Origin of the sequence: Methylocystis sp. H62, assembly GCF_015709515.1 — a bacterium.
GTDB lineage: Bacteria > Pseudomonadota > Alphaproteobacteria > Rhizobiales > Beijerinckiaceae > Methylocystis.
The window spans coordinates 274,468-297,256 of the sequence record NZ_JADNQZ010000058.1; the positions used below are offsets into that span (position 1 = coordinate 274,468).

At 63.9% G+C, this 22,789-nt stretch carries 19 protein-coding genes; 8 read left to right on the forward strand and 11 right to left on the reverse strand.

Going from position 1 to position 22,789, the window contains the following annotated elements; translation table 11 throughout:
* Positions 1-352 precede the first annotated feature (352 nt).
* Positions 353-976 (forward strand): transglutaminase-like cysteine peptidase, encoded by a 624-nt coding sequence (locus tag IYY11_RS18010; protein ID WP_196405125.1) that lies wholly within the window; start codon positions 353-355, stop codon positions 974-976.
* A gap of 8 nt (positions 977-984) precedes the next feature.
* Here IYY11_RS18010 and IYY11_RS18015 read toward each other — a convergent pair whose 3' ends face one another.
* Positions 985-1,515 (reverse strand): gamma carbonic anhydrase family protein, encoded by a 531-nt coding sequence (locus tag IYY11_RS18015; RefSeq protein WP_196405126.1) that lies wholly within the window; start codon positions 1,513-1,515, stop codon positions 985-987.
* A 212-nt stretch (positions 1,516-1,727) separates the two neighbouring features.
* Between IYY11_RS18015 and IYY11_RS18020 the strand changes: the two genes are divergently transcribed.
* The 3 genes from IYY11_RS18020 to IYY11_RS18030 all read left to right on the forward strand — a co-directional run bounded on the left by IYY11_RS18020 (position 1,728) and on the right by IYY11_RS18030 (position 5,466).
* Complete coding sequence (locus IYY11_RS18020; protein ID WP_196405127.1) at positions 1,728-3,449, forward strand: heparinase II/III family protein; 1,722 nt, start codon at positions 1,728-1,730, stop codon at positions 3,447-3,449.
* Positions 3,450-3,474: 25 nt separating this feature from the next.
* On the forward strand, positions 3,475-5,067 hold the full coding sequence (gene purH / locus IYY11_RS18025) for a bifunctional phosphoribosylaminoimidazolecarboxamide formyltransferase/IMP cyclohydrolase (RefSeq protein ID WP_196405128.1): 1,593 nt from the start codon (positions 3,475-3,477) through the stop codon (positions 5,065-5,067).
* Positions 5,068-5,136: 69 nt separating this feature from the next.
* The gene (locus IYY11_RS18030) at positions 5,137-5,466 is read left to right on the forward strand and encodes a cellulose-binding protein (RefSeq protein ID WP_196405129.1); all 330 of its coding nucleotides are present in this window, start codon (positions 5,137-5,139) and stop codon (positions 5,464-5,466) included.
* A gap of 66 nt (positions 5,467-5,532) precedes the next feature.
* Here the strand turns inward: IYY11_RS18030 and IYY11_RS18035 are convergent, their stop codons facing one another.
* The 4 genes from IYY11_RS18035 to IYY11_RS18050 all read right to left on the reverse strand — a co-directional run bounded on the left by IYY11_RS18035 (position 5,533) and on the right by IYY11_RS18050 (position 9,518).
* Positions 5,533-5,796 carry a hypothetical protein gene (locus tag IYY11_RS18035; protein ID WP_196405130.1) on the reverse strand — a complete coding sequence of 88 codons (264 nt, stop codon included), beginning with the start codon at positions 5,794-5,796 and terminating at the stop codon, positions 5,533-5,535.
* A gap of 122 nt (positions 5,797-5,918) precedes the next feature.
* A complete protein-coding gene (prfA, locus tag IYY11_RS18040) occupies positions 5,919-6,989 on the reverse strand; it encodes a peptide chain release factor 1 (protein ID WP_196405131.1) in 1,071 nt (356 codons plus the stop codon).
* A 56-nt stretch (positions 6,990-7,045) separates the two neighbouring features.
* Positions 7,046-9,310, reverse strand: coding sequence for a phosphoenolpyruvate--protein phosphotransferase (gene ptsP, locus IYY11_RS18045; RefSeq protein ID WP_196405132.1), 2,265 nt, complete (start codon positions 9,308-9,310; stop codon positions 7,046-7,048).
* 19 nt (positions 9,311-9,329) lie between these two features.
* Positions 9,330-9,518, reverse strand: coding sequence for a hypothetical protein (locus tag IYY11_RS18050; RefSeq protein ID WP_196405133.1), 189 nt, complete (start codon positions 9,516-9,518; stop codon positions 9,330-9,332).
* Between the two features lie 111 nt (positions 9,519-9,629).
* Between IYY11_RS18050 and IYY11_RS18055 the strand changes: the two genes are divergently transcribed.
* Both IYY11_RS18055 and ligA read left to right on the forward strand, forming a co-directional pair.
* Positions 9,630-12,497: an EAL domain-containing protein gene (locus tag IYY11_RS18055; RefSeq protein WP_196405134.1), complete on the forward strand. Its 2,868-nt coding sequence runs from the start codon at positions 9,630-9,632 to the stop codon at positions 12,495-12,497.
* A 367-nt stretch (positions 12,498-12,864) separates the two neighbouring features.
* On the forward strand, positions 12,865-14,898 hold the full coding sequence (gene ligA / locus IYY11_RS18060) for an NAD-dependent DNA ligase LigA (protein WP_196405135.1): 2,034 nt from the start codon (positions 12,865-12,867) through the stop codon (positions 14,896-14,898).
* A 148-nt stretch (positions 14,899-15,046) separates the two neighbouring features.
* Here the strand turns inward: ligA and IYY11_RS18065 are convergent, their stop codons facing one another.
* From IYY11_RS18065 to IYY11_RS18080, 4 genes are all read right to left on the reverse strand, one after another.
* On the reverse strand, positions 15,047-15,694 hold the full coding sequence (locus tag IYY11_RS18065; protein WP_196405136.1) for a sterol desaturase family protein: 648 nt from the start codon (positions 15,692-15,694) through the stop codon (positions 15,047-15,049).
* 3 nt (positions 15,695-15,697) lie between these two features.
* Positions 15,698-16,693: a fatty acid desaturase gene (locus IYY11_RS18070; protein WP_196405137.1), complete on the reverse strand. Its 996-nt coding sequence runs from the start codon at positions 16,691-16,693 to the stop codon at positions 15,698-15,700.
* Entirely contained in the window at positions 16,690-17,904 is a 1,215-nt protein-coding gene (locus IYY11_RS18075) for a hypothetical protein (RefSeq protein ID WP_196405138.1), read from the reverse strand. The genes IYY11_RS18070 and IYY11_RS18075 overlap by 4 nt, the downstream gene beginning before the upstream one ends.
* 66 nt (positions 17,905-17,970) lie before the next feature.
* Positions 17,971-19,209: an aminotransferase class I/II-fold pyridoxal phosphate-dependent enzyme gene (locus IYY11_RS18080; RefSeq protein WP_196405139.1), complete on the reverse strand. Its 1,239-nt coding sequence runs from the start codon at positions 19,207-19,209 to the stop codon at positions 17,971-17,973.
* A 478-nt stretch (positions 19,210-19,687) separates the two neighbouring features.
* On the opposite strand from IYY11_RS18080, the gene ccmA reads away from it, so the two are divergent.
* Positions 19,688-20,365 (forward strand): heme ABC exporter ATP-binding protein CcmA, encoded by a 678-nt coding sequence (ccmA, locus tag IYY11_RS18085; protein ID WP_196405140.1) that lies wholly within the window; start codon positions 19,688-19,690, stop codon positions 20,363-20,365.
* On the forward strand, positions 20,362-21,033 hold the full coding sequence (ccmB, locus tag IYY11_RS18090) for a heme exporter protein CcmB (RefSeq protein ID WP_196405141.1): 672 nt from the start codon (positions 20,362-20,364) through the stop codon (positions 21,031-21,033). The genes ccmA and ccmB overlap by 4 nt, the downstream gene beginning before the upstream one ends.
* Before the next feature lie 9 nt (positions 21,034-21,042).
* Here the strand turns inward: ccmB and IYY11_RS18095 are convergent, their stop codons facing one another.
* Positions 21,043-21,483, reverse strand: coding sequence for a DUF1036 domain-containing protein (locus tag IYY11_RS18095; RefSeq protein ID WP_196405142.1), 441 nt, complete (start codon positions 21,481-21,483; stop codon positions 21,043-21,045).
* A gap of 457 nt (positions 21,484-21,940) precedes the next feature.
* Positions 21,941-22,747: an enoyl-CoA hydratase gene (locus tag IYY11_RS18100; RefSeq protein WP_196405382.1), complete on the reverse strand. Its 807-nt coding sequence runs from the start codon at positions 22,745-22,747 to the stop codon at positions 21,941-21,943.
* Positions 22,748-22,789: the final 42 nt, after the last annotated feature.

Consider the following 22,789-nt stretch of genomic DNA (forward strand, 5'->3'; position numbering starts at 1 on the left):
CCTCTGTGACGAATTTGCGCTTCCACGAAGGCGCGCCGTCACACTCGCTAAAAAAAATTGCGCGCCGAGCGGGCGCGTTAACCGCCGGAACGGTCGCATATTAACCGGCGGTCCTCGAAGCTTAAGTGGGGTTGGCCGGAAGGGCCGAAAACGAAACGCCTGGCAGGAAAAAAATTGATGCAGTTCAGTGTGATAGGAGATCGCATCAAATTTTATGCATTCCCATAAGACGAAATTATACTTACCGAAGACCTCAGAAAATCTAAACGCGTTCGCGTAAAATGCGGCTGAAATACTTTCATCGAAAGCAAAACAAGAAAACTAACCTCGCCTCATGTCACGGAGGCGGGTTATGTTGGGCATCGTTAGCAAGGCGGTTGTGGCTCTCGGGATGGCGGGCGCGGCGCTTATCGCCGTCAATGCAAAAAGTTTCGCCGGACCCGAAACCGCGAGTTTCGCCACGCTTGGCGCCGAAACCAGCGTGCCCTACGGCTGGGTGGACTTCTGCCAGCGCTACCGGGGCGAATGCCAGAACGAGGAAACCGCGCCGCAGGAGGTCGAACTCACCGCCGCCGTCTATCGCAAGATCGCGCGCATCAACGCCTGGGTGAATGAGAATATCGACCCGATCGCCGACGCCGATCACTGGGGCGCGGTCGATCAGTGGGATTATCCGAGCGACGGCAAGGGCGACTGCGAGGATTTCGCGCTTCTAAAGCGCCGCATGCTGATCGAGGAAGGCTTTCCCCGGCAGGCGCTGCTGCTGACCGTGGTGAAGGAGAAAAACGGCGACGGCCATTCCGTCCTGACGGTCAAGACCAACCACGGCGAATTCGTGCTCGACAATCTTTCCAACGAGATGCGGCCCTGGACGCGCGCTCCCTATCGCTTCGTCAAGCGGCAGTCGCAGCAAAATCAGAACGCCTGGGTGGCGATTGGCCCGGCGACCAGCGCCCCGCTGTATGTGTCGCGGTGAGGCTGCTTTCAGCCGATCAGCGTCAGCCCGCTCGCGTAGCGTTGGCCGTTCTCCACATAATGTTTCGCCGAGTCGAGATGGCGGTCGCGCGCCGCTTCGTCGAGCGTGCGGATCGCCTTGGCGGGGGAGCCGACGATCAGCGAATAGTCGGGAAACTCCTTGCCTTCGGTCACGAGCGCATTGGCGCCGACGAGGCAGTTCGCGCCGATCTTCGCGCCATTGAGGATTGTCGCGCCCATGCCGATCAACGTCGCTTCGCCGATGATGCAGCTATGCAGGATGACGCCATGGCCGATCGTGCAGTCCGGCCCGATGACGAGCGGGAAGCCCATGTCGGTGTGGAGAATGCTGTTTTCCTGAATATTGGTGCGGGCGCCGACCGTGATCCACTCATTGTCGCCGCGCAGCACGCAGCCGAACCAGACATTGGCGTCTTCCTCCAGCGTGACGCGGCCGATGACATGCGCGCCTGGAGCCACGAAGAACCGGCTGGGAGCCGGCAGGCGCGGCGCGATTCCGTCGATCGTGTAAAGCGGCATGGGCGAAGCCTCCTAAAAAAGAGGCGCGACATTGCCATTTTCCCCCTTTCGCATGCAATGGCGTAGCGCATAAGCCGGCGCGATCTCATTCGGAAGTCACGGAAATTTGGACTATAAGCGGAAGGCGGGGTTTGATATTGCCCGCTGGCGCGCGGCCGGTGGGGACCTATCGCGCGAGAGCCGCTGTCGGAGGACGCCCACTGAGCGCCATCATGTTGCGGGATCGGGTTCGGCTGGCGAGCGTTTCCGCGGCGCGGGCGGCGGGCGCCTTCGCGCGAGGCGCCGCCGCGCCCTATCACCTCATGAAGTCGATGGCGATCGCGCCGCCGGAGCGGCTGCGCATCGCGCCTCCCGACATCAGAACCACCGATTCGACGGTCGCCGATCAGATCTACGCCGGCTATTTCTCCTTCGAGGGAAAAACCGTGCAGGCGCGGGGCGTATCGCCTTTTCTGGTCGCGCCGCCTTCCGAATGCTGGCGGCGCTCCCTTGCAGGCTTTTCCTGGCTGCGGCATTTGCAGGCCTCGGACAAGAGGGTGGCGCTGGCCACCGCGCAGGAACTCGTCGCGGATTTTCTTTCGCTTCCGAAAATTCCGGCCGACGATCCGGCGATGGAGCCTGCCGTCGTCGCGCGGCGCCTCCTCTCGTTTCTGTCGCAATCGCCGACGCTGCTCGACGGCGCCGACGCCGATTTTTATGACGCCTTCATGTTGGGGCTCGCGCGCAACGCGCGGCTGCTCTGGCGGGCGCTGGCCGGCGATGGGGCGCGGGGCGCCGATCGCGCCTTCTGCGCCATCGCGCTTGCCGAATTCGCCGTTTGCGCGGACACCGGCCGCAAGATCGCCCCGCATGTGTCGCGCGCGCTCAGCGCGGAGCTCGATCGCCAGATCCTCATTGACGGCGGCCATGCCAGCCGCAATCCGCAGGTCGCGGTCGACCTGCTGCTCGACCTGTTGCCATTGCGGCAGGTGATTGCGGCGCGTGGCCTGCAAACGCCGTCCGCCGTCCTGCGCGCCATCGACCGGATGATGCCGATGCTGCGGATGCTGCAGCATGGCGACGGCTCGCTGGCGCTGTTCAACGGCATGGGCGCGACGGCGCTGGACCGGCTGGCGAGCGCGCTCGCCCACGAGGACACGCGCGGCGCGCCGCCCGTCAACGCCCCATACGCCGGCTATCAGCGCATGGAGGCCGGCGACGCGCTGGTCATCGTCGACGCCGGCGGGCCGCCGCCTTTCGAATTTTCCCTATCGGCCCACGCCGGCTGCCTGTCTTTCGAATATTCGCTGGGAATCGAGCGGGTCGTCGTCAATTGCGGCGCTCCCTCGGCGCCGCATCTGGATGCGCGTGAACTGGCGCGCGCCACCGCCGCGCATTCGACGCTCATCGTCGGCGATCGCTCCAGCGCCCGCATCGCGCCGCAGAGCGCGCCACGCCGGCGCGCCGGGCGCGTTCTTGGCGGCCCACGCAACACGGCGGTCGAGCGCCGCCGTTTCGAGGGCGAGACGACGCTCGTTTTGTCGCATGACGGCTATGTGCGCGATTTCGGCCTTGTCCATCAGCGCGAACTGACCCTTCCGGCCGATGGCGCCGCACTCCTCGGAGTCGATCGGCTCATCGCTGCGGAGCGCGGTGGAAAACATGCGCAAGCAAGCGATTTCGCTCTGCGCTTTCACATTCATCCGCGCGTGCGCATCGCAACGAACGCCGACGGCGCAATCGAACTCACGCTCGCCGATGGCGAAATCCTCATCTTTGAAGCGCAAGACCTGACGCCGGAAATCGAAGACAGTATTTTCTTCGCCGCGCCCGGCGGCGCGCGCAAATGCGCCCAAATCATCGTGCGAGGGGCGGCGGCTCCCGGGGCTGAGATCGCTTGGAGTTTCCGGCGGCGCGCAGGCGCGCAGGTTCCTCCCCGCGGCAAGGTATGCTAAGCGCGGCGCCAGTCAGGAGTATGCAATGCCCGTCGATTTGCGCCACGTGGCGCGCGCGCTGATTTCCGTTTCCGACAAAACCGGCCTTGTCGAGTTCGCGCGCGTTCTGGCGACGCATGGCGTGGAGCTTGTCTCCACCGGCGGCACGCGCAAAGCGCTCGCCGAGGCGGGTCTCGCGGTTCGTGACGTGGCCGATCTCACGCAGTTTCCGGAGATGATGGACGGAAGGCTGAAGACTCTGCATCCCAAGGTGCATGGCGGCCTTCTGGCGATCCGCGAGAATCCCGAACATGAAGCGGCGATGCTCGCGCATGACATCCGACCGATCGATCTGCTCGTCGTCAATCTCTACCCCTTCGAGGCGGCGCTTGCGAAAGGCGCGCCGTTCGAAGAATGCGTCGAAAACATCGACATCGGCGGGCCGGCGATGATCCGCGCCGCGTCGAAGAATCACGACGACGTCGCGGTCGTCGTCGATCCCGATGATTACGCGATGCTCGTCGAGGAACTCGCGTCGACGACGGGCGCAACGCGGCTCGCGACGCGCAGGCGGCTCGCGCAGAAGGCGTTCGCGCGCACCGCCGCTTATGACGCCGCGATCTCCAATTGGCTCGCGCAGCAGCTCGGCGAAGCCTCGCCGCCGCTACGCGCCTTCGGCGGACGACTCGCCGAGCCGATGCGCTACGGCGAAAACCCGCATCAATCCGCGGGCTTCTATCTTACCGGCGAGAAGCGGCCGGGTGTCGCCACGGCGCGCCAGATTCAGGGCAAGCAGCTCTCGTACAACAACGTCAATGATACCGACGCAGCCTTCGAATGCGTCGCGGAATTCGATCCGGCGCGGACCGCGGCCGTCGTCATCGTCAAACACGCCAATCCTTGCGGCGTCGCGGAAGGCGCGACTCTTGTCGACGCCTACGCCAAGGCGTTGCGCTGCGATCCGATGTCCGCCTTCGGCGGCATCGTCGCGCTCAATCGCAAACTCGACGCCGACGCGGCGCGCGAGATCGTCAAGATTTTCACCGAGGTGATCATCGCGCCCGACGCTGACGAAGAGTCGATTTCGATCATCGGCGCCAAGAAGAATCTGCGTCTGCTGTTGACCGGCGGCGTTCCGGATGCGCGCGCGGCCGGCTTGACCTATCGCTCGGTTTCAGGCGGCTTTCTTGCGCAATCGCGCGATCGCGCCGTCGTTGACGAGATGAATCTGCAGGTTGTGACGCAGCGCCAGCCGACGGCCGAAGAGCTCGCGGATCTCAAATTCGCTTTCCGCGTCGTGAAGCACGTCAAGTCGAACGCCATCGTCTACGCGAAGGGCGCCGCCACGGTGGGAATCGGCGCCGGGCAAATGTCACGCGTCGACTCATCGCGCACCGCCGCGCACAAGGCGCAGGAGGCCGCGCGCGCGGCGGGGTTAACGGTGAGTCTCGCGAAAGGGGCCGTCGTCGCTTCCGACGCTTTCTTTCCTTTTGCGGACGGACTATTGGCCGCGGCCGAGGCAGGCGTGACGGCCGTCATCCAGCCGGGCGGCTCCATGAATGATAAGGACGTGATCGCCGCGGCGGACGCGCAGGGTCTCGCCATGGTTTTCACTGGCGTGCGCCACTTCCGACACTAGCCATCGACACTAGCCATGCGCCGCGCGATCCGGCTAGAGTGGCGCTTGACGCGAAATGGAGTTCAAAAAATGCGTAAGTCTTTGAAACTGGCGTTGGGCCTCGCGTTGGTTGGCGCGCTTGCTTCGAGCGACGCTCTCGCGAAATCGAAACAACGCGCGCCTGTCGCGACGGGTCAGGTCACCGCGACGCAGGGCGACGATTTTCCGGTTCCTCTGCCGCATAATCTGACGACGGGCAAGGACTGGCTCGACGACGGCTCGGCGCCGGACGCGGCGAAGGGAAATCTGCAGCCCAATCGATACGCCAATGACAATTACTTCCTGGAGCAGCAGGATTTCTCGCTGCAAGATCCGCAGCGCTACAATGAAATCGGTCAGTATTTCGATTACGGCTGGTGAGCGGCGCCTCACAATGAAAAGGCCGGCGTAGGCCGGCCCCTTCCTGACGATTGGATCATGGCTGCGTCAGCACATCGGCACGGCGCGGTAGCCGATGACATAGCCACGGCGGCTATAGATCGGCTCGCGAACGTAATCGCAATCCGGCTCGCTCGCGGCCGCCGCCGCCACTGCGCCTAACGCGAGCGCGCCGCCCACGGCGAAAGGCGCCCAGCCATAGCCGTGATGATGCCATTTGGACCAGGCCAATGCCGGCGTGGCGCTCGCGACCGCCCCCAACATGACGCTGGCGGCGAGACTCGTAGAGACAATCTTTTTCAACGTAGACATGAGGTTCTCCTCGGCGTTCTCACTCGTCACTTGGCGAGTAGCCGCACTCTAGCGAGAGCCTGCCCCGACGTTCGTGCGTCGGCGCACAGGACGCATGCGCACGTCATTTCGGCGGCGCGCGTCTACGCCTCGCTTTGCGAGAGGAGTTTTTGCTGATGATCGGTCGTCAGCGCGTCGAAGATCTCGTCGAACTCGCCTTCCATCACGCGGTCGAGCTTATACAGCGTGAGATTGATGCGATGATCGGTGACGCGTCCCTGCGGAAAATTATAGGTGCGGATTCGCTCGGAGCGATCGCCTGAGCCGACCTGCTGCTTGCGATCCTCCGAACGTTCATTGTCGAGGCGCTGGCGCTCGGCGTCGTAGAGACGCGAGCGAAGAACGTTCATCGCCTTGGCTCTGTTGCGATGCTGGGAGCGCTCCTCCTGCATCATCACGACAATGCCCGATGGAATATGGGTGATGCGGATGGCCGACTCGGTTTTGTTGACGTGCTGCCCGCCGGCGCCTTGCGCGCGCATCGTATCGATCTGCAAATCCTTCTCGTCGATGTCGACGTCGACGTCCTCGGCCTGCGGCAGCACCGCGACCGTCGCGGCCGACGTGTGGATACGACCTTGCGTTTCGGTTTCCGGCACGCGCTGGACGCGGTGCACGCCCGACTCGAATTTCAGCCGGCCATAGACGCCGCGCCCGATGATCTCGGCGACGATTTCCTTGAATCCGCCAAGCGGGCCTGGGCTTTCGGACACGATCTCAATACGCCAGCCCTTGAGCGCCGCATATCTCTGATAGGCGCGGAAAAGATCGCCGCCGAACAGCGCCGCCTCGTCGCCGCCGGTGCCGGCGCGCACTTCGAGAATGACGCCTTTCTCGTCCGCTTCGTCCTTCGGCAGCAGCGCCAGTTTCAGCGCGCTTTCCGCCGCAGTAAGTCGTTCGTGTGCGGCCTCCGTCTCGCTTTCAGCCAGTCCGCGCATGTCGGCGTCGAGCGAGGCGTCAGCGAGCATGGCGGAAAGATCGTCGGATTCCTTTTGCGCCGCGCGATAGGCGCGAATCCTGTCGACGACCGCGTCGAGCGTCGCGCGTTCGCGCGAGAGCGCGACGAACGCTTGCCCGTCGGCGCCGACGGCGAGCTTGTCGCCGATCTCGTCGTAGCGGCGCAGAATGAGGTCGAGCTTATCTTGAGCGAACATGGGGAGGAGGCTTCCCGAGCAATGGTGAGGGCGACGGCGTGAAGAAAGGAGGCTCGCTACAAGGGCACGCCGCGCGCAATCGCATAATCGCGCAATTGCTCGCGCACCGACGCGCTACCGTCGTCCGCTGCGAGCAACGAGGCGAGATACATCTGCGCCTCTTCGAGATTGAGATTGAGGATCATTGACTTGACCGGACCGATGGCGGAGGCGGCCATCGACAGCGAGCGGTAGCCGATGCCGAGCAGCGCCAGCGCCTCGAGCGGGCGGCCGCCCATCTCGCCGCAGAGCGTCACCGGCGCGTTGTGCCGCGCGCCCGCCGTGACGATGCGCTCGAGCGCGCGCAGCACCGGCCGCGAGAGATTGTCGTAGCGCTTCGAGACGCGCGTGTTATCGCGGTCGGCCGCATACATATATTGCACGAGATCGTTCGATCCGACCGACAGAAAATCCGCGCGCTCGGCGATAAGATCGATTTCCCACAGGAGCGACGGCACTTCCACCATCGCGCCGAGCTCCAACCGCGTCGGCAGCGGATGGCGATGATGCGTGATGTGGTCGAGTTCCCGCAGCGCAATCGCTTTCGCCGCGTCAAATTCGGCGACATTGGCGATCATCGGGAACATGATGCGCAGATCGCGATGGGCGCCCGCCTTCAGCATCGCGCGTAGCTGCATGCGCAAAAGTCCCGGCCTGTCGAGACCGATGCGGATGGCGCGCCAACCGAGCGCCGGGTTCTCCTCTTCGATCTTCGCCATATAGGGAAGGATCTTGTCGGAGCCGATGTCGAGCGTGCGAAACGTGATCGGCTTATCCGGCGCGGCGTCGAGCACGGCTTTGTAGAAGCGATACTGCTCGTCCATGCGCGGAAAGCGCGGCGCGAGCATGAATTGCAACTCGGTGCGGAAGAGTCCGATCGAATTCGCGCCGGTCTCATGCAGATGCGGCATGTCGATCGCCAGGCCGGCGTTCATCTGCAGCCCGATTTCGACGCCGTCCTTGGTGACCGCCGGCACATCGCGCAGCTTGGCGTATTGCTCCTGGCGCCGCGCCCGCAGCCGCGCCTTTTCGGCATAGGCGCTCTGCACGTCGGGCTGCGGCCGGACATGCACTTCGCCGGTCGTGCCGTCGACGATGATCGGATCGCCGGTTTCGACGATGTCGATCAGGCCGGCGACGAGCCCCACGGTGGCGATGCCAAGCGCGCGCGCGACAATCGCGACGTGGCTCGTCGGCCCGCCTTCTTCCAGCACGAGGCCGCGCAGCCGCTTCCGGTCATAGTCGAGAAGCGCCGCCGGTCCCATGGTGCGCGCCACGATGATGGCGTTTTCCGGCACGCTGTCGCGATCGGCGACGTAGCTCTGACCCGTCAGCTGATGCAGCAGGCGGTTGGCGATATCGTCGAGATCGTGCAGGCGGTCGCGCAGATAGGGATCTGTCTGGCGCTGCATGCGCGCGCGCGCGTCGTTCTGGACGCGCTCGACCGCCGCCTCCGCCGTCAGGCCGGTCATCACCGCTTCGCGCAGGCGGCGCACCCAGCCGCGGTCATAGGCGACCATGCGCACGGTTTCGAGCACGTCGCGCGGCTCGCCGGCGGCGATGCGGTCGCTATGCGCGACGAGCTCGTCGATCGACTGGCGCATTGCGTCGATCGCATGTTCGAGCCTTGCGAGTTCAGAGGGCATGTCCTCGGCGACGAGCTGCTTGATCACGACGCGCGGCTCGTGCAGCAGCACATGGCCGAGGCCGACGCCTTCCGCCATCGGCGCGCCTCTCAGCGACGCCGGACGATAGAGCGCGAGATCGCGCGGGTCTTCGATCGCCTGCAATTCGCCCGAGGCGATGAGCTCGGCGAGCAGCATCGCCGTCGTCTGCAGCGCCTCGATCTCTTCTTCCGAATAAACGCGGCGCACCTTGTTCTGCACGACGAGCACGCCGAGCGTGTTGCCGCCGCGCAGGATCGGCACGCCAAGGAAGGAGTGATAGGCGTCTTCGCCCGTCTCAGGCTTGTAGGAGAAGGAGGGATGCTCCTGCGCCTCGGAGAGGGCCAGAGGCTCGGCGCTCTTGGCGATCAGGCCGACAAGTCCTTCGCCCGCGTGCATCGTGGTGAGATGCACGGCCTCGCGGTTCAGGCCCTCCGTGGCGTAAAGCTCCAAGCGCTGGTCGGCGCGCAGCACATAAACGGAACAAACCTCGGCGACCATATTCGCGGCGATCTGCACGACGATCTTGTCGAGCCGCGCCTGTGCGCTCACCGGTTCCGCGCTGATTTCGCGGAGTCGGCGCAGCAGAAGGCGAGGGCCGCCGAGAGCGCTTCGCATCCAATCCGTTCCCGTTTTCCTAGAACTTCGCGGGTTGGCACACCGCAAAAAAACCGCCATGCGCCTGCAGATTGCGACGGTGGCCTTCAAGCAGCGTATATTGGCGCCGTCCGCGCTCCGCAAGCGCGGCCAAGAAGCGCAGCGACGCAAGGAACATACCGTTATTGCAAAGCTTGGCGAATCGGCTTGCCGGCAGGGCCCGAAGCATCTACCACTTTCCGATCAAAGTCTGGCGATGACAGCCCGCCCACGCGCTTGGCGCCCGCCATCGGCCACGCCAGACGCGTTCTCCGAGCCTGCGGCATCGAGAAGAGAGTTCGTGCGTCTGAAAAAATACCTAATTGCGCTCTTTTTGTTCATCCTCTCGGCTCAGGCCGTCGCCATGGAGTCGGTGCGGGTGCCGCAAGGCGCGCGGGCGATTGATCTCACCAATGTCATCGAGAAACATTCCTCGCAGGGCGACCGGCTGCAGGTCTCGACCGCGCCGGGCTCGGACGGCATCGTCCGCCGTATCGAGGTCGGCGCCAAGGAGGCCGGCAGCCAGCCCAACTGGATCGTTTTCGCGCTCACTAACGACACGGATGAGCAGATCGAGCGCCTGATCGTCGCCCCGCATTACCGCCTGCAGGGCTCGGGCGTCATCTGGCCCGATCTCGGCTCGACGCGCATCAGCGCGATCACGGCCAGCCAGGGCTTTCCGCCCGAGGCCGAAGACGCCTCGGACGCCGACGTTTTCCGGCTGACGCTCGACCCCGGCACCACGGTCACCTATGTCGCGGAGCTGCGCACGCCCAACCTGCCGCAGCTCTATTTGTGGGAGCCCGCCGCCTATAAGGACAAGGTGACGAGCCTGACGCTCTACAAGGGCATCGTCATCGGCATCGCCGGCCTGCTCGCGCTGTTTCTGACCATCGTCTTCGTGGTGAAAGGCGCCGTCATCTTCCCGGCGGCGGCGGCGCTCGCCTGGGCGGTGCTGGCCTATGTGTGCATCGATTTCGGCTTCTGGGACAAGATTTTCGGCTTTGACGCCAACGCCAACCGCATCTGGCGGGCCGGCGCCGAAACGGTTCTGTCGGCGACGCTGGTCGTCTTCCTTTTCGCCTATCTGAACCTCAACCGCTGGCATGTGCGCGCCTGGCACGTCGCCGCCCTGTGGCTGCTGATTCTGTTGGACCTCGTCGGCCTGGCGGTGTTCGACGCGCCCGTCGCCGCCGGCGTTGCGCGCATCTCGCTGGCGACGGCCGCCGTCGTCGGCTTCGTGCTGATTCTCTATCTCGCGACGCATGGCTTCGATCGGGCCATCATGCTGATCCCGACGTGGTTCCTGCTGGCCGTGTGGGTCGCGACGGCGGGATTTGCGGTGGCCGGCTGGATCACCAATGATCTGGTGTCTCCTGCGCTCGTCGGGGGCCTGGTGCTCATCGTGATGCTGATCGGATTCACGGTGATGCAAAACGCCTTCGCCGCCGGCGGGCTGTCGCACGGGGCCATCAGCGACGTCGAGCGCAAGGCCCTGGCGCTGACCGGCGCCAATGAGATCGTGTTCGATTGGGACGTTCCGTCGGACCACATCTACGTCAGCCCTGAGGCGGAAGCGGCCCTCGGGCTCGACCGCGGCGGCCTCGAGGGCGCCGCCTCCTCCTGGCTCGATCTTCTGCATCCCTTCGAGCAGGACCGCTATCGCGCCTGCCTCGACGCCATTCTCGAGCAGCGGCGCGGCCGCATCAATCAGGACTTCCGCCTGCGCGCAGCGGACGGCCATTATCTCTGCTACCGGCTGCGGGCGCGGCCCGTCGTCGGCCCCGACGGCGAGGTGATTCGCGTCGTCGGCACGCTCAATGACGTGACCGACGAGCGCAACGCCCAGGAACGGCTGCTGCACGACGCCGTGCACGACAATCTCACCGGGCTGCCGAACCGCGAATTGTTCTTCGATCGGCTGGAGGCCGCGCTGATTCTCGCGCGCATGGAAAAGGACGTGCGCCCGACGATCCTCGTCATCGACATCGACCGCTTCAAGCAGATCAATGAGCAGGTCGGCATGGCCATGGGCGACAGCATTCTGCTCACCGTGGCGCATCGCCTGACGCGGCTGCTGCAGCCACAAGACACGCTGGCGCGGCTTTCCGGCGATACATTCGCGATCATCCTCGTTTCGGAGTCGCACGCCGACCACGTCATCTCCATCGCCGATTCGGTGCGCCGCGCGCTGTCTATTCCGGTGCGCTTCACCGACCAGGAGATCGCGCTGTTCGCCTCGATCGGCATCGCGCTCTACGATCAGCAGACGCATCCCGGCGCCCGCGACATGCTGGAAGACGCCCAAATTGCGATGCGCCACGCCAAGCGCTCGGGCGGCAACCGCATCGAAGTGTTCCGCCCGGCCATGCGCGCGCAGCGCTCCGACCGGCTGACGCTCGAAGCCGATCTGCGGCGGGCGCTGGAGCGGGGCGAGATCAAGGTGTTCTTCCAGCCGATCGTCAGGCTCGAGGATCGCACCATCGCCGGTTTCGAGGCCTTGCTGCGGTGGGATCATGTGCGCCTGGGTCGGCTCGAGCCTTCCGAATTCCTGCCCATCGCCGAGCAGACGGGACTGATCGTCGATCTCGGACTTCTGGCGCTTGAGCGCACGGCGCGCGAACTCGCGGCCTGGCAACGCGCGCTTGCTGTCGATCCGCCGATCTTCGCCTCCGTCAACGTCTCGTCGCGCCAGCTCCTGCGCCACGACCTCCTGCGCGACGTCAAAAGCGTGTTGATGCGCAATGATATCGCCAAAGGCAGCCTGAAACTCGAACTGACCGAGAATCTGGTGATGGAGAATCCCGAATATGCCGCGCAGATGCTGGCGCGCATCAGGGAACTCGGCGCGGGGCTGTCGCTCGACGATTTCGGCGCCGGCTATTCGTCGCTGGCCTATTTGCAGCGCTTCCCCTTCGACACGATCAAGATCGACCGTTCCTTCATCAAGCAGTCCGGCAAGGGCGCGCGCCCCATCATTCTGCGCTCGGTCATTGCGCTGGCGCAGGATCTCGGCATGGACGTCGTCGCCGAGGGCGCGGAGACCGAGCAGGACGCCATCGAGCTTTATCAGCTCGGCTGCGGCTTCGCGCAGGGCTATGCTTTCGGGCGCCCGATCAGCGCGCGGGATGCGAGGCGTCTTGTTGGCGCCGCGCCCGAAGCGGCTTAATCTTGCTCTTTTGCTCGAGCTTGTTCATTTAAGGTGATCAAGGCTGCGAATGGAAGCAAATCACGCCGCTGCCGAAACGTCGTAGCGGGGAATAACGATGCCTGCAGCGGAAAGACGGAAAGAACTAGAGAGTTCCGTCGCGAGGGTCTTTTCTCATGCATTTCCGCAGTTCAGCGAGGGCAGTGTCAGCTCGGCATTAAGGCACGTCGACACTCCGACATTAGCTAAAGTACAGCTGATTTTAAGTCATAACGTGGACGTTCTGAATCGTCCGGAGTTTCGCTCAACTGTTTCGACAGAGGCACCGCTAGCCGAGTCTGTCGGACACGAAGTAAATTCGAGAACTTCGACCAAAGCGCGTGTTGCGTTGCAGGAGCTAAAGGCGGAGCTCGATAGAGCATATGAAAATGCCGCGCCTCTTGCCGAAGACGTAGAGTTTGACGTCATCAAGTTTTTGCGGCGCGCTGTAGATGTCTTGGTGGGGAAGCCAACTCAGGCGAGCCTATTAGTTTTTGACGTCGGAGCCGCACCGTCCGAAAAATTTAAAAAAATTCGTCATTCCGTGCCGATGCTGTCGCTCGGCAACGTATTTTCAGATGAAGAGGTGCGCGACTTCGTCGCGCGCGTGCGGCGTTTTCTCGGTCTGGGTGATGGATCGCTGCGTTTCACCTTTGAACCAAAGATCGACGGGCTTTCCTGTTCGCTGCGCTATGAGAAGGGCCATTTTGTGCGGGCGGCGACGCGCGGCGACGGCTACGAGGGCGAAGACGTCACCGCCAATATCCGTACTGTCGACGAGATCCCACAGCGCCTGCACGGAGATCATTCGGACGTCCTTGAAGTACGCGGCGAAGTCTATATGACGCACAAGGATTTCGCCGCGCTCAATGCGCGGCAGAAGGAGCTGGGCAAGACACTCTTCGCCAATCCGCGCAACGCCGCCGCTGGCTCTCTGCGGCAGCTCGATCCGAAGATCACTGCATCACGACCATTGCATTTCTTCGCCTATGGCTGGGGCGAGGCCTCGGCGCTTCCCGCGCAGACGCAAATGGGCGTGCTCGAGGCGTTGCGCCGTTACGGCTTGCCGGTCAATCCGCTGACGACGCTCTGCGAGAGCGCGGAAGACATGCTGGCGCATTACCGGGCGATCGAAGCGCAACGCGCGACGCTCGGCTATGACATCGACGGCGTCGTCTACAAGGTGGATGACATCGCGCTGCAGGAACGGTTGGGATTCGTCTCGCGCGCGCCTCGCTGGGCGGTGGCACATAAGTTTCCGGCGGAGCGCGCTACAACAAGGCTATTAAAGATTGATATCCAGGTCGGTAGGACCGGTGCGCTTACCCCCGTCGCGAGGCTCGAACCTGTAACCGTTGGTGGCGTCGTCGTTTCCAGCGCGACGTTACATAACGAGGATGAGATTGACCGAAGGGACGTGCGTGAGGGGGATTGGATTGTAGTTCAGCGTGCCGGTGACGTCATCCCTCAAGTAATTGAAGTTCTGAAGGATAGACGACCAAAAAACACGAAGCGTTACAAGTTTCCGCACGAGTGCCCGATTTGTCATTCCGCTGCGCTGCGCGAACTCGACGCAAAAACTGGCAAACAAGAAGTCGTGCGCCGCTGCACCGGATCGCTTGTTTGTCCGGCGCAGGCGATCGAGCGCCTAAAGCATTTCGCCTCGCGTAACGCCATGGACATCGAAGGGCTCGGCGACAAGCAGATCGAACTTTTCTTTCAGGAGGGCCTCATCCGCACGCCCTCCGACATCTTCACGCTGGAAGAGCGGGACCGCGCGAGCCTCACAAAAATCAAGAATCGCGAAGGCTTCGGCGAAACCTCGGTGCGCAATCTCTTTGCGGCGATCGAGGCGCGCCGAAGCGTTCCGATCAATCGCTTCATCTTTGCGCTTGGGATGCGCCATGTCGGCGAAACCAATGCGCGCCGGCTGGCCCGCCATTTCGGCGACTTTGAATCGCTGCGCGAGACGGCGCATGATGCGGTCCCCGGCAGCGAAGCGCGCGCGCGCATCGATTCAATCGATGGCGTCGGCCCCGTGGTCGCCGAAGCGCTGCACGATTTTTTTGCCGAGCCGCATAATGAGCGCGAGCTCGACGCGCTTCTGAAACAAATCACGCTGGAGCCGATGCCGGCGGTGGCGTCCACATCGCCCGTCTCCGGCAAGACCGTCGTCTTCACCGGCGCGCTGGAGCGGCTCACGCGCGATGAAGCGAAGGCGCAGGCCGAGCGTTTCGGCGCGCATGTCGCGGCCTCGGTGTCGAAGAAAACCGATCTCGTGGTCGCTGGTCCCGGCGCAGGCTCGAAGCTCAAAAAGGCTGCGGAGTTGGGGATTGAAGTGATCAGCGAAGACGAGTGGTTTACGCGGACGGGGCAGGGGTAAAATTCAGCGCTCGTCGCAGATAGGGCGTTTCCCTCCCCTCGACGGGGAGGGTGGCTTGCGAAGCAAGCCGGGTGGGGTGAATTCTATTACCCCCACCCGATCGCCTGCGGCGATCGACCTCCCCGCAAGGGGGAGGTAGTGCGCGCCCTCACACCGCGCGCGTGCCGGGCGTCTCATCCTTCCGATAGGCGGTGCCGAACACATAGTCCCACCAGATCGCGTGAACGCCGAAGCCTTTCTCGGCGTCGCGGAAATGATGCAGCATGTGCAGGCGTTTCACCATGCGGGCGAACTCGGATTTCGGCTGCCCGTGATGCGTCCAGTAGTGCACGCAATCATAGATCACATAGCCCGTGATGAAGCCGGCCAGCGCCGGCCACGCGAAGGTCGCGCCAAAGAGCACGCGGGCGCAGACGAGCGCGATCAGCATGATCGGCGCCGAGAGCAGCGGCGGCATGACGAGCCGCAGCGGGTCGTTGGGATAGATGTGATGCACGCCGTGGATGAGGAACTGGAAGCGCGGCCCCAGCCCGAACGGCAACGCGAACACGGTATGAAAGAGATAGCGATGGCCAAAATATTCGGTCAGCGTCCAGCCCAGATAGCCGACGACAAGACCCAATACGACGAGCGTCGGACTGTTGAACGTGAGCGAATAGATCACCAGGCCGAGAATGATCGGGCAATAGACGATCACCGGCGTCAAATGATGCACCCGCGACAGTTTGTCGAGAAGATCGCTCTCGAAGAGGCGGGGCGAAGCGTCGAGCGCTTCCGTTCTTACGTCCTGCGTCATGACTTACTCCGCCGGCGCGACGACAGGCTCTACGCGCTCCGCCGCCTGCGTGACATTTTCCGACCGCGTGCCGAGCGAATAGGTCGGATCGAAGATGAAGGTGACGAGCAGCGCCGTCCAGGAACGATGGCATCGCAGATCGTCATAGAACTCCGGCGCCATCGCCTTCAGCTGAGGCAAACGATTCCACGGGATCTCGTGAAAATCGTGGTGTTCGTTGTGATAGCCGATGTTGAGCGCGAGCGTGTTGAGCGGCCCGTAATAGTCGAACGTCCCCTGGTCGGGGCCGAAGGCGAAATGCTCCTGCAGCCAGCGGGCGCTCAATGGATGCAGGCCGCCAACCGAGAACCAGAAGGAGAAGAAGAGATAGAGCAGCGCGTTCGGCCCGAACGCCCAGAGCACGAGAAGATCGAAGACGGCGATGACGGCGATATTGATATAGGTCCAGGTTCCCAAGATCGGCACCGTGCCTTTCAGACGCGACAGGCGCGCAAGCTGAATGACCGGGAAGAAGAAGAGCCAGACCGCCTTGCGCCAGCCGCTATTGCCGACCCATTCGACCTCCCAGCGGCTCGGAATGTCGGCGTCATAGTCATAGGCCGACAGATGCGAATGATGCTTGATGTGATAGCAGCGAAAGCCCATCGCCGTCGGAAAGGCGTTGGAAAGATCGGCGAGGATCGCCGTCCACTTGTTGGCGAGCGGGCTCTCGAAGACGCAATTGTGGATCGCGTCGTGGATGATAACGAAATTGGCGTGATTGGCGAAGGCGCCGACGCAGATCGCCATCAAGAGCGACAGCCACCAATAGGAAAGGCCGAGCGAACCCAAGATCGCGGCGATGACGAACTGACCGACGAAAATCGCCGCCGTGATCTTGAAGGTCACCGGGTCCTTGCCGAAGAGTTCGCGCACCTTCGGATATTTTTCGAGGATCAGCTTGCGCCGCTCGACATGCGAGCGGTCGGCGCCATTGGCGGTGACGGATATGCCATTCATGACGTTGCATCCTGTAGCTGAGTCGCCCTAACGCCGTCGCGCATACGCATCGCCTCGCCGCCATCGCCGGCGGTGAGGCGCTTTTCATAGATGCGATGAATCTTGTCGACCTTGCCGCCGAATATTTCGATCGGCCGGCGCATGTCGGCGTTGCTTTCCAACACCCATCCCGCTTCGAGATGCGGAACGCGGATCTTCGCGTGGCGCCGCCGCATCTCTTCGACCAGCGACAGGAAGATCGCGCCGCCGGTAGCGCTTTTTTGTAGCGTCTTGCGCGTGCCAAGAAGCAACAGCCGCGCCGATTTGAACTGATGCGAGCGGAAGCGCTTGAACGCGCGCGCCCAGCCGAAGGGGAACAGGCGTCCGTTGAGATCGGCGAGAATCTCATTGAGATTGGGAAGCGCGATCGCAAAGGACTGCGGAACGCCGTCAAGCTCGACGACGATGCCGAAATCCGCCGGCACGAGATATTGCAGCGCGTCGGCGTCGGAGTCGAATTCTTCCTTAGTGAAGGGCACGAAACCCCAATTTCCGCTCCAGCCGTCGTTGAACAGCTCGGTCATCAGCGCGGTTTCGCCCTGCTTCAAGGCCTTCATGTTCAACGGCCGGAGCTTCAAGCGATCGCGCCATTCGCGCCGCGTTGAAATCCGCGCCGGCTTGTCGCTCTCGTCGCTCGAAATGTCGAAGCGGTAGGACAAGAGGTCTTGCGCCTTCTCATAGCCCAGCGCCTCGAGATGGCGCGAGAGATAGGGCGGATGCCAGGGCATGAAAAACATCGGCGTCGCGTCGAAGCCATCGACGAGAAGTCCGCACTCCTTGTTGACCGACGGCGAGAACGGTCCGTTGATCCGCTCCGCGCCCTTGGCGCGCAGCCAGTCCTCGGCGGCCTGGGTCAGCGCGCGCACGACCTCGACGTCGTCGATGGCGTCGAGCGCGCCGAACTGCGCATTGGAGGCGCCGACCGGCGTGACGCTGGGCTTGTAGATCTGCGCCATGATGCGCCCGACCCACTGGCCGTCACGGCGGGCGAGAAATTTCTGCTCATCGACGAGCTTGTAATGCGGGTTGAGCTTATGCGCGAAGACGCTCCAGCGCTCGATGTCGAGCGGCGGCGCGAAGCCTTCGGCGCCGGCGTAAAGCAGCCGTGGCAGCCTGCAGAAGGTCGCAAAGCGCAAAGGGCCGTCGACCGGAAGAATCTCGATCCGCGCCATATGCAAGTCCTAGCGGCCGCTGGCCTTAATCGAAAGCGTCAAAGTGACGCGGATACGGCGAACGGCCTATCCGCCGGCCATGGCGGCGGCGACGATCTGATGCGCCTCTTCCGTCACCGGCGGCATGTCGCGCAGCATCTGGATGACGCCGCGGATTTCCGCTTCGCTGTGGTTCGCGGAGAAGAAGAAGCGCAGCCGCGGCCCGTCCTTCGGCACGCCGATGCGCACGACCGGCGGCACGTAATAGCCGTTCTCCAGCAGATGCTGCGACGCCCACATGGTCTCGACGTCGCTCGAGAACAGGATCGGCACGACGCCGCGGCCGATCGCCGGCCCGGTCGAGAATCCCGCTTCATGCGCCACGGTGCGGAAGAGCTCGGCGTTGTCCGCGAGTTTGGCGATGCGCCAGGTCTCTTCCTGCATCAGCCGCAGCGCGGTGCGCGCGGCGGCGAGAATGACCGGCGACAGGCCGACGCTGTAGACGAAGCCCGGCAGCGTATAGCGGAACCAGTCGATGACCTGCTTCTTGCCGCAGACATAGCCGCCGCAGGACGCGAGCGTCTTCGACATGGTGCCGACGATGAGGTCGATGCGCGCCGGATCGACGCCCTGATGTTCGGCGAGGCCGCGGCCCGTGTCGCCCAACACGCCCAGCGAATGCGCCTCGTCGACAAGCAGCCAGACCTTGTATTTTTCCTTGATGGCCAGGAGCCGCGGCAGGTCCGCGGTGTCGCCGTCCATGCTGTAGACGCCCTCCACCACGACGAGGACGTTGCGGTATTCCTCGCGGTGGCGCGCAAGCAGATGGTCGAGATGATCCAAGTCGTTGTGGCGGAATTTTTCGACCTGCGCCGACGCGCCGTCGGCGCCCGCGACGATGCTGTTATGCGCGAGTTCGTCGATGAAGATCGCGTCGCGCTTGCCGCTCATCAGCCAGGCGATCGTCGTGACATTGGAGAGATAGCCGGAGACGAGCGTCAGCGCGCTCTCCATGCCCAGAAACTCGGCGATCTCCGCCTCGAACGGCTTGTGCGTGGTGCGTTCGCCGCCGACAAGCCGCGAAGCCAGCGCGCCGATTCCGAGGCCGTCGATCTCGCGCTTTGCCTCCTCGCGGATCCGCGGGTGATTCGCGAGCCCGAGATAGTCGTAATTGGCGAAGCTGACGAAGTGCTTGCCCTGCGCCTCGAATTCGGTCCGCAGCCGGTCGATCTGGGCGAAGAACGGATCGCTGAACTCCAGCAAGGCGTTGCCAGCAAAACGGAATCGCCTTGCCGCGTAATCCTCTAAGCTCTTATGCTTCGTCACTTATTGGGCAATCCCTGAATACGGGCGCGCCGCGCGCTATTGGCGAGAACTTGGGCCGCTGAGCGCCCAAGAAAGGTCTGCGCTGCTTAGCATTCCCGTCCCGTCTGCGCCAGCGGGCGGCCAGGGCAGGGGTGGGCGATCGGGCGAAGGATTGTTTTCCTCACCCTCATCCTGAGGAGCCGCCCGCAAGTCGGGTTTACCCGACTTGCGAATTTAATGTCGATCTCGGGCAGGCCCGAGATCGAAGGCGGCGTCTCGAAGGACGAGGGTGAAGAAAAATGCACGAAAACGGGCTTCCTCGTCCTTCGAGACGCGCGCTACGCACGCTCCTCAGGATGAGGAAGCCCTTCACCCGATCGCCCTGCGGGGCCAGCGGGGCAGGGGGGCGCTTGGGGCGCGCGCGGCCGGGGCCATCGCCAAACACGCTCTCTGTCCGCCCTGTCTGGCGGAGTCGATCGCAAAGCTCTATGCGGAGCGCATGTCGATCGATGTCCCAGGGCCTGTTCAGCCGCCCGTTCAGCCGCCCGTCGATGGCGCTTTACGTCTTTGCGTCGATAATCTCGGCGTTTTGCGCGGGGGCAGGCGCGTGCTCGATCACCTGAGCTTTTCGCTCGCCGCCGGGCAGGCGCTGATCGTGACGGGTCCCAACGGCGCCGGGAAATCGACGCTGCTGCGGGCCTTGGCGGGACTCCTGCCGCGCGCGGGCGGCTCGATCGCTCTCGAAGGCGGGCCGAGCGACGTCGAACTGCCGCAGCAGGCGCATTACCTTGCCCATAGCGATGGGATGAAGGCGGCGCTGACGGTTGAGGAGAATCTCGATTTCTGGTCGCGTTATTTGGCCCAGGAGCCTGACCGGCGCAGCCGCACGGTCGGCGCGGCGCTCGGGGTCGTCGGCCTCTCCCATGTCGCCGCCGCGCCGTTCGGCGTGCTGTCCGCCGGCCAGAAGCGCCGTGCGGCCTTGGCGCGACTTCTCGTCGCCTTCCGGCCGCTCTGGCTCCTCGACGAGCCGCTGACCGCGCTCGACCGCGCCTCACGCGAAAAATTCGCGCTCGCCATGAGCGATCATTGCGGCCAAGGGGGATTGATCGTCGCCGCGACGCATGAGCCGCTGGGGCTCGAAGAGGCGGCGTCGCTTGCCTTGGGCTCCGCCTCGTGAGCGCGCCGCTTTCAGCGCTTTTCCTGCGCGAATGGCGCGTGGCGCGCCGCATCGGCGGCTCGGGCGCGATGGGCGTCGTGTTCTTCCTGACGCTCGTCGCGATCGTGCCCTTCGCCGTCGGGCCAGACCCCAATCTGCTTGCCCGCATCGGCCCGGCGATCCTCTGGATCGCGGCGCTGCTGGCGACGCTGCTCTGTCTCGACCGCCTGTTTCAGGCAGACGCCGAGGATGGCTCTCTGGATCTTTTCCATCTTTCCGAGACCCCGCTCGAATTGGCGGTGCTCGTCAAATGCGCGGCGCATTGGGCGGCGACCGGCCTGCCGCTCGTGATCGCCGCGCCGTTTCTGGGGCTGATGCTGCAACAGGAGGCGATGGCGCTCGTCGGCGTCGTCGCGACGCTGCTTGTCGGCACGCCGGCGCTCACGCTGATCGGCGCGATCGGCGCGGCGGCGACGGTGACAGTGCGGCGCGGCGGACTGCTGATGGCGCTGCTCGTGCTGCCGCTGACGATCCCGGTGCTGATCTTCGGCGTCTCCGCCGCGGAGGCGGCGAGCGGCGGCGCCGTTCCCTTCTATGCGCCCTTCGCGATCCTCAGCGCGATCACGCTCGCTGCTCTCGCGCTCTGCCCCTTCGCGGCCGCGGCGGCGCTGCGGTATCTCGGCGAGTAGGTCGCAGCGTCAATCGATGCACACGCGCCCGCTGTTCGAGCGGCCGGTGAGGCTCTGCGTATGATTGCCGCTGCCGCTCGTGACATGGACGAAGTTCTTCATCTGCCCGCGTCGTCCAAACACGCAGCGCTTGGCGTCGCCGATCTTGAACGCCCCCGGCGTCGTGCAGAAATTTGAGTCGCCGCGCCATTCCCTGCCGCCGCCGTGAGCATAGAAGAAGTAGTTATGCGGATCGGAGGTCTCGCTGCGCAGGACGACTCTTTCGCAGCCGCCGCAGGCGCGAAGCTTCCACCATCCCTCCGACGTGAATCCGCCGCGGGGGCTTACCCAGGCCGATGCGACGGTGATTTGATCGGGCGTTCTGTTGCAGACCGTAAAATCCGCCTTCGCGGGCGGCGCAAAAGCGCAGGATGCGACGGCGAGCGCGATCGAAAGACGAAAAGCATTCATTTCACTCTCCAAAAAATGAGCTTTGAAAAACGCGCGATAAGTCATCGACGCCCGCTTAAAGCAACTGACGCGTATTTCGCGCCGGCGCTCAACCGTCAGCTTGCGCGCGCCGGAAAAGCGGCGAGCGTAAAGGCGATCGCGAGCGCCAGGAGCAGCGCCAGATGCAGGGCGCGATTGCGCAATCTGGACATTTTAGTCTTCCTTCAAAAGAGACGCGCCGAGCGCAACAGGCCACGTGCGGCAAACATCATTTAAGATCGAAATAGCGTGCGGCGCCTCGTCCGGTTAGCTGAGAGAGGCGCAAGAAAGATCAGCGTCGCGGCGCAGCCGAGAGCTGAACGCCCGGTATGCAGCCCCGCCCAACTCTTCATGAGAGCGCGCCCGCTTCGCCTGGGTCGATCGCCATGAGCCGCTTGTTGATAGGGGCGCGACTTTTAGCAGCGTATAAGGCCAGTTCTCACTTTTCCGCCCATGTGGGCGCCCGCTTCTCCAGAAAGGCCGCGACGCCTTCCTTGGCGTCTTCCGCCAGCATGTTCTCGACCATCACGGCGCTCGCCAGTTCATAGGCGTCCGAAAGCGGCTTCTCGCGTTGAGCGTAGAACGCCCTCTTGCCGAAGCGGATCGCTTGCGGAGATTTTTGCGCGATGAGTCGCGCCAGCGCCAGCGCGCCGGCCCGCGCGCCATCGGCTGACATGCGGTTGACGAGGCCGATGCGCAGCGCCTCCTCGGCGCCGATGGGAACGCCGGTGAGAAGCATCTCCATCGCCTGCTTTGGCGCGACATTGCGCGAGAGCGCCACGGCCGGCGTCGAGCAAAAAAGGCCGATGTTGACGCCCGGCGTGCAGAAGCGGGCGCGCGAGCCCGCAACGGCGAGATCGCAGCTCGCGACGAGCTGGCAGCCGGCGGCCGTGGCCATCTCATCGACAGCCGCGACGACCGGCTGAGGCAGCGTCACGATTTTCTGCATCAGCGCCGAGCAGGCGCGCATCGTCCTATCGAAGAAGGCGCGGCCTCGGTCGGGATCGTTGCGATGCGCCGTCAGCTCCTTGAGGTCATGACCGGCGCAGAAGGCGGGGCCTTCCGCCTGCAGCACGACGACGCGAACGTCGTCACTGCCGGCAAGCGCGTCGAGCCGGCCCGAGAGAGCGTCGATCATCGCGAGAGATAGGGCGTTGCGCGAGGCGGGGCTGTTCAGCGTCAGGGTCGCGACGCCAGCCGCGGTCTCCAGCGTCACGCGCGCGGTTGATTCGGCGTCCAGGGTCATCGCTTCGAACATATAGCCCGGCGGCGGGAAACCAAAGGTCGC

Coding starts and splice junctions, on each gene's coding strand:
- ccmA (WP_196405140.1), top strand. CDS start 19,688: ATGTCGATCGATGTCCCAGGGCCTGTTCAGCCGCCCGTTCAGCCGCCC.
- IYY11_RS18015 (WP_196405126.1), bottom strand. CDS start 1,515: ATGCCGCTTTACACGATCGACGGAATCGCGCCGCGCCTGCCGGCTCCC.
- IYY11_RS18095 (WP_196405142.1), bottom strand. CDS start 21,483: ATGAATGCTTTTCGTCTTTCGATCGCGCTCGCCGTCGCATCCTGCGCT.
- prfA (WP_196405131.1), bottom strand. CDS start 6,989: ATGTTCGCTCAAGATAAGCTCGACCTCATTCTGCGCCGCTACGACGAG.
- IYY11_RS18020 (WP_196405127.1), top strand. CDS start 1,728: ATGTTGCGGGATCGGGTTCGGCTGGCGAGCGTTTCCGCGGCGCGGGCG.
- IYY11_RS18070 (WP_196405137.1), bottom strand. CDS start 16,693: ATGAATGGCATATCCGTCACCGCCAATGGCGCCGACCGCTCGCATGTC.
- IYY11_RS18010 (WP_196405125.1), top strand. CDS start 353: ATGTTGGGCATCGTTAGCAAGGCGGTTGTGGCTCTCGGGATGGCGGGC.
- ptsP (WP_196405132.1), bottom strand. CDS start 9,310: ATGCGAAGCGCTCTCGGCGGCCCTCGCCTTCTGCTGCGCCGACTCCGC.
- IYY11_RS18075 (WP_196405138.1), bottom strand. CDS start 17,904: ATGGCGCGGATCGAGATTCTTCCGGTCGACGGCCCTTTGCGCTTTGCG.
- IYY11_RS18065 (WP_196405136.1), bottom strand. CDS start 15,694: ATGACGCAGGACGTAAGAACGGAAGCGCTCGACGCTTCGCCCCGCCTC.
- IYY11_RS18030 (WP_196405129.1), top strand. CDS start 5,137: ATGCGTAAGTCTTTGAAACTGGCGTTGGGCCTCGCGTTGGTTGGCGCG.
- IYY11_RS18035 (WP_196405130.1), bottom strand. CDS start 5,796: ATGTCTACGTTGAAAAAGATTGTCTCTACGAGTCTCGCCGCCAGCGTC.
- purH (WP_196405128.1), top strand. CDS start 3,475: ATGCCCGTCGATTTGCGCCACGTGGCGCGCGCGCTGATTTCCGTTTCC.
- IYY11_RS18100 (WP_196405382.1), bottom strand. CDS start 22,747: ATGACCCTGGACGCCGAATCAACCGCGCGCGTGACGCTGGAGACCGCG.
- IYY11_RS18050 (WP_196405133.1), bottom strand. CDS start 9,518: ATGCTTCGGGCCCTGCCGGCAAGCCGATTCGCCAAGCTTTGCAATAAC.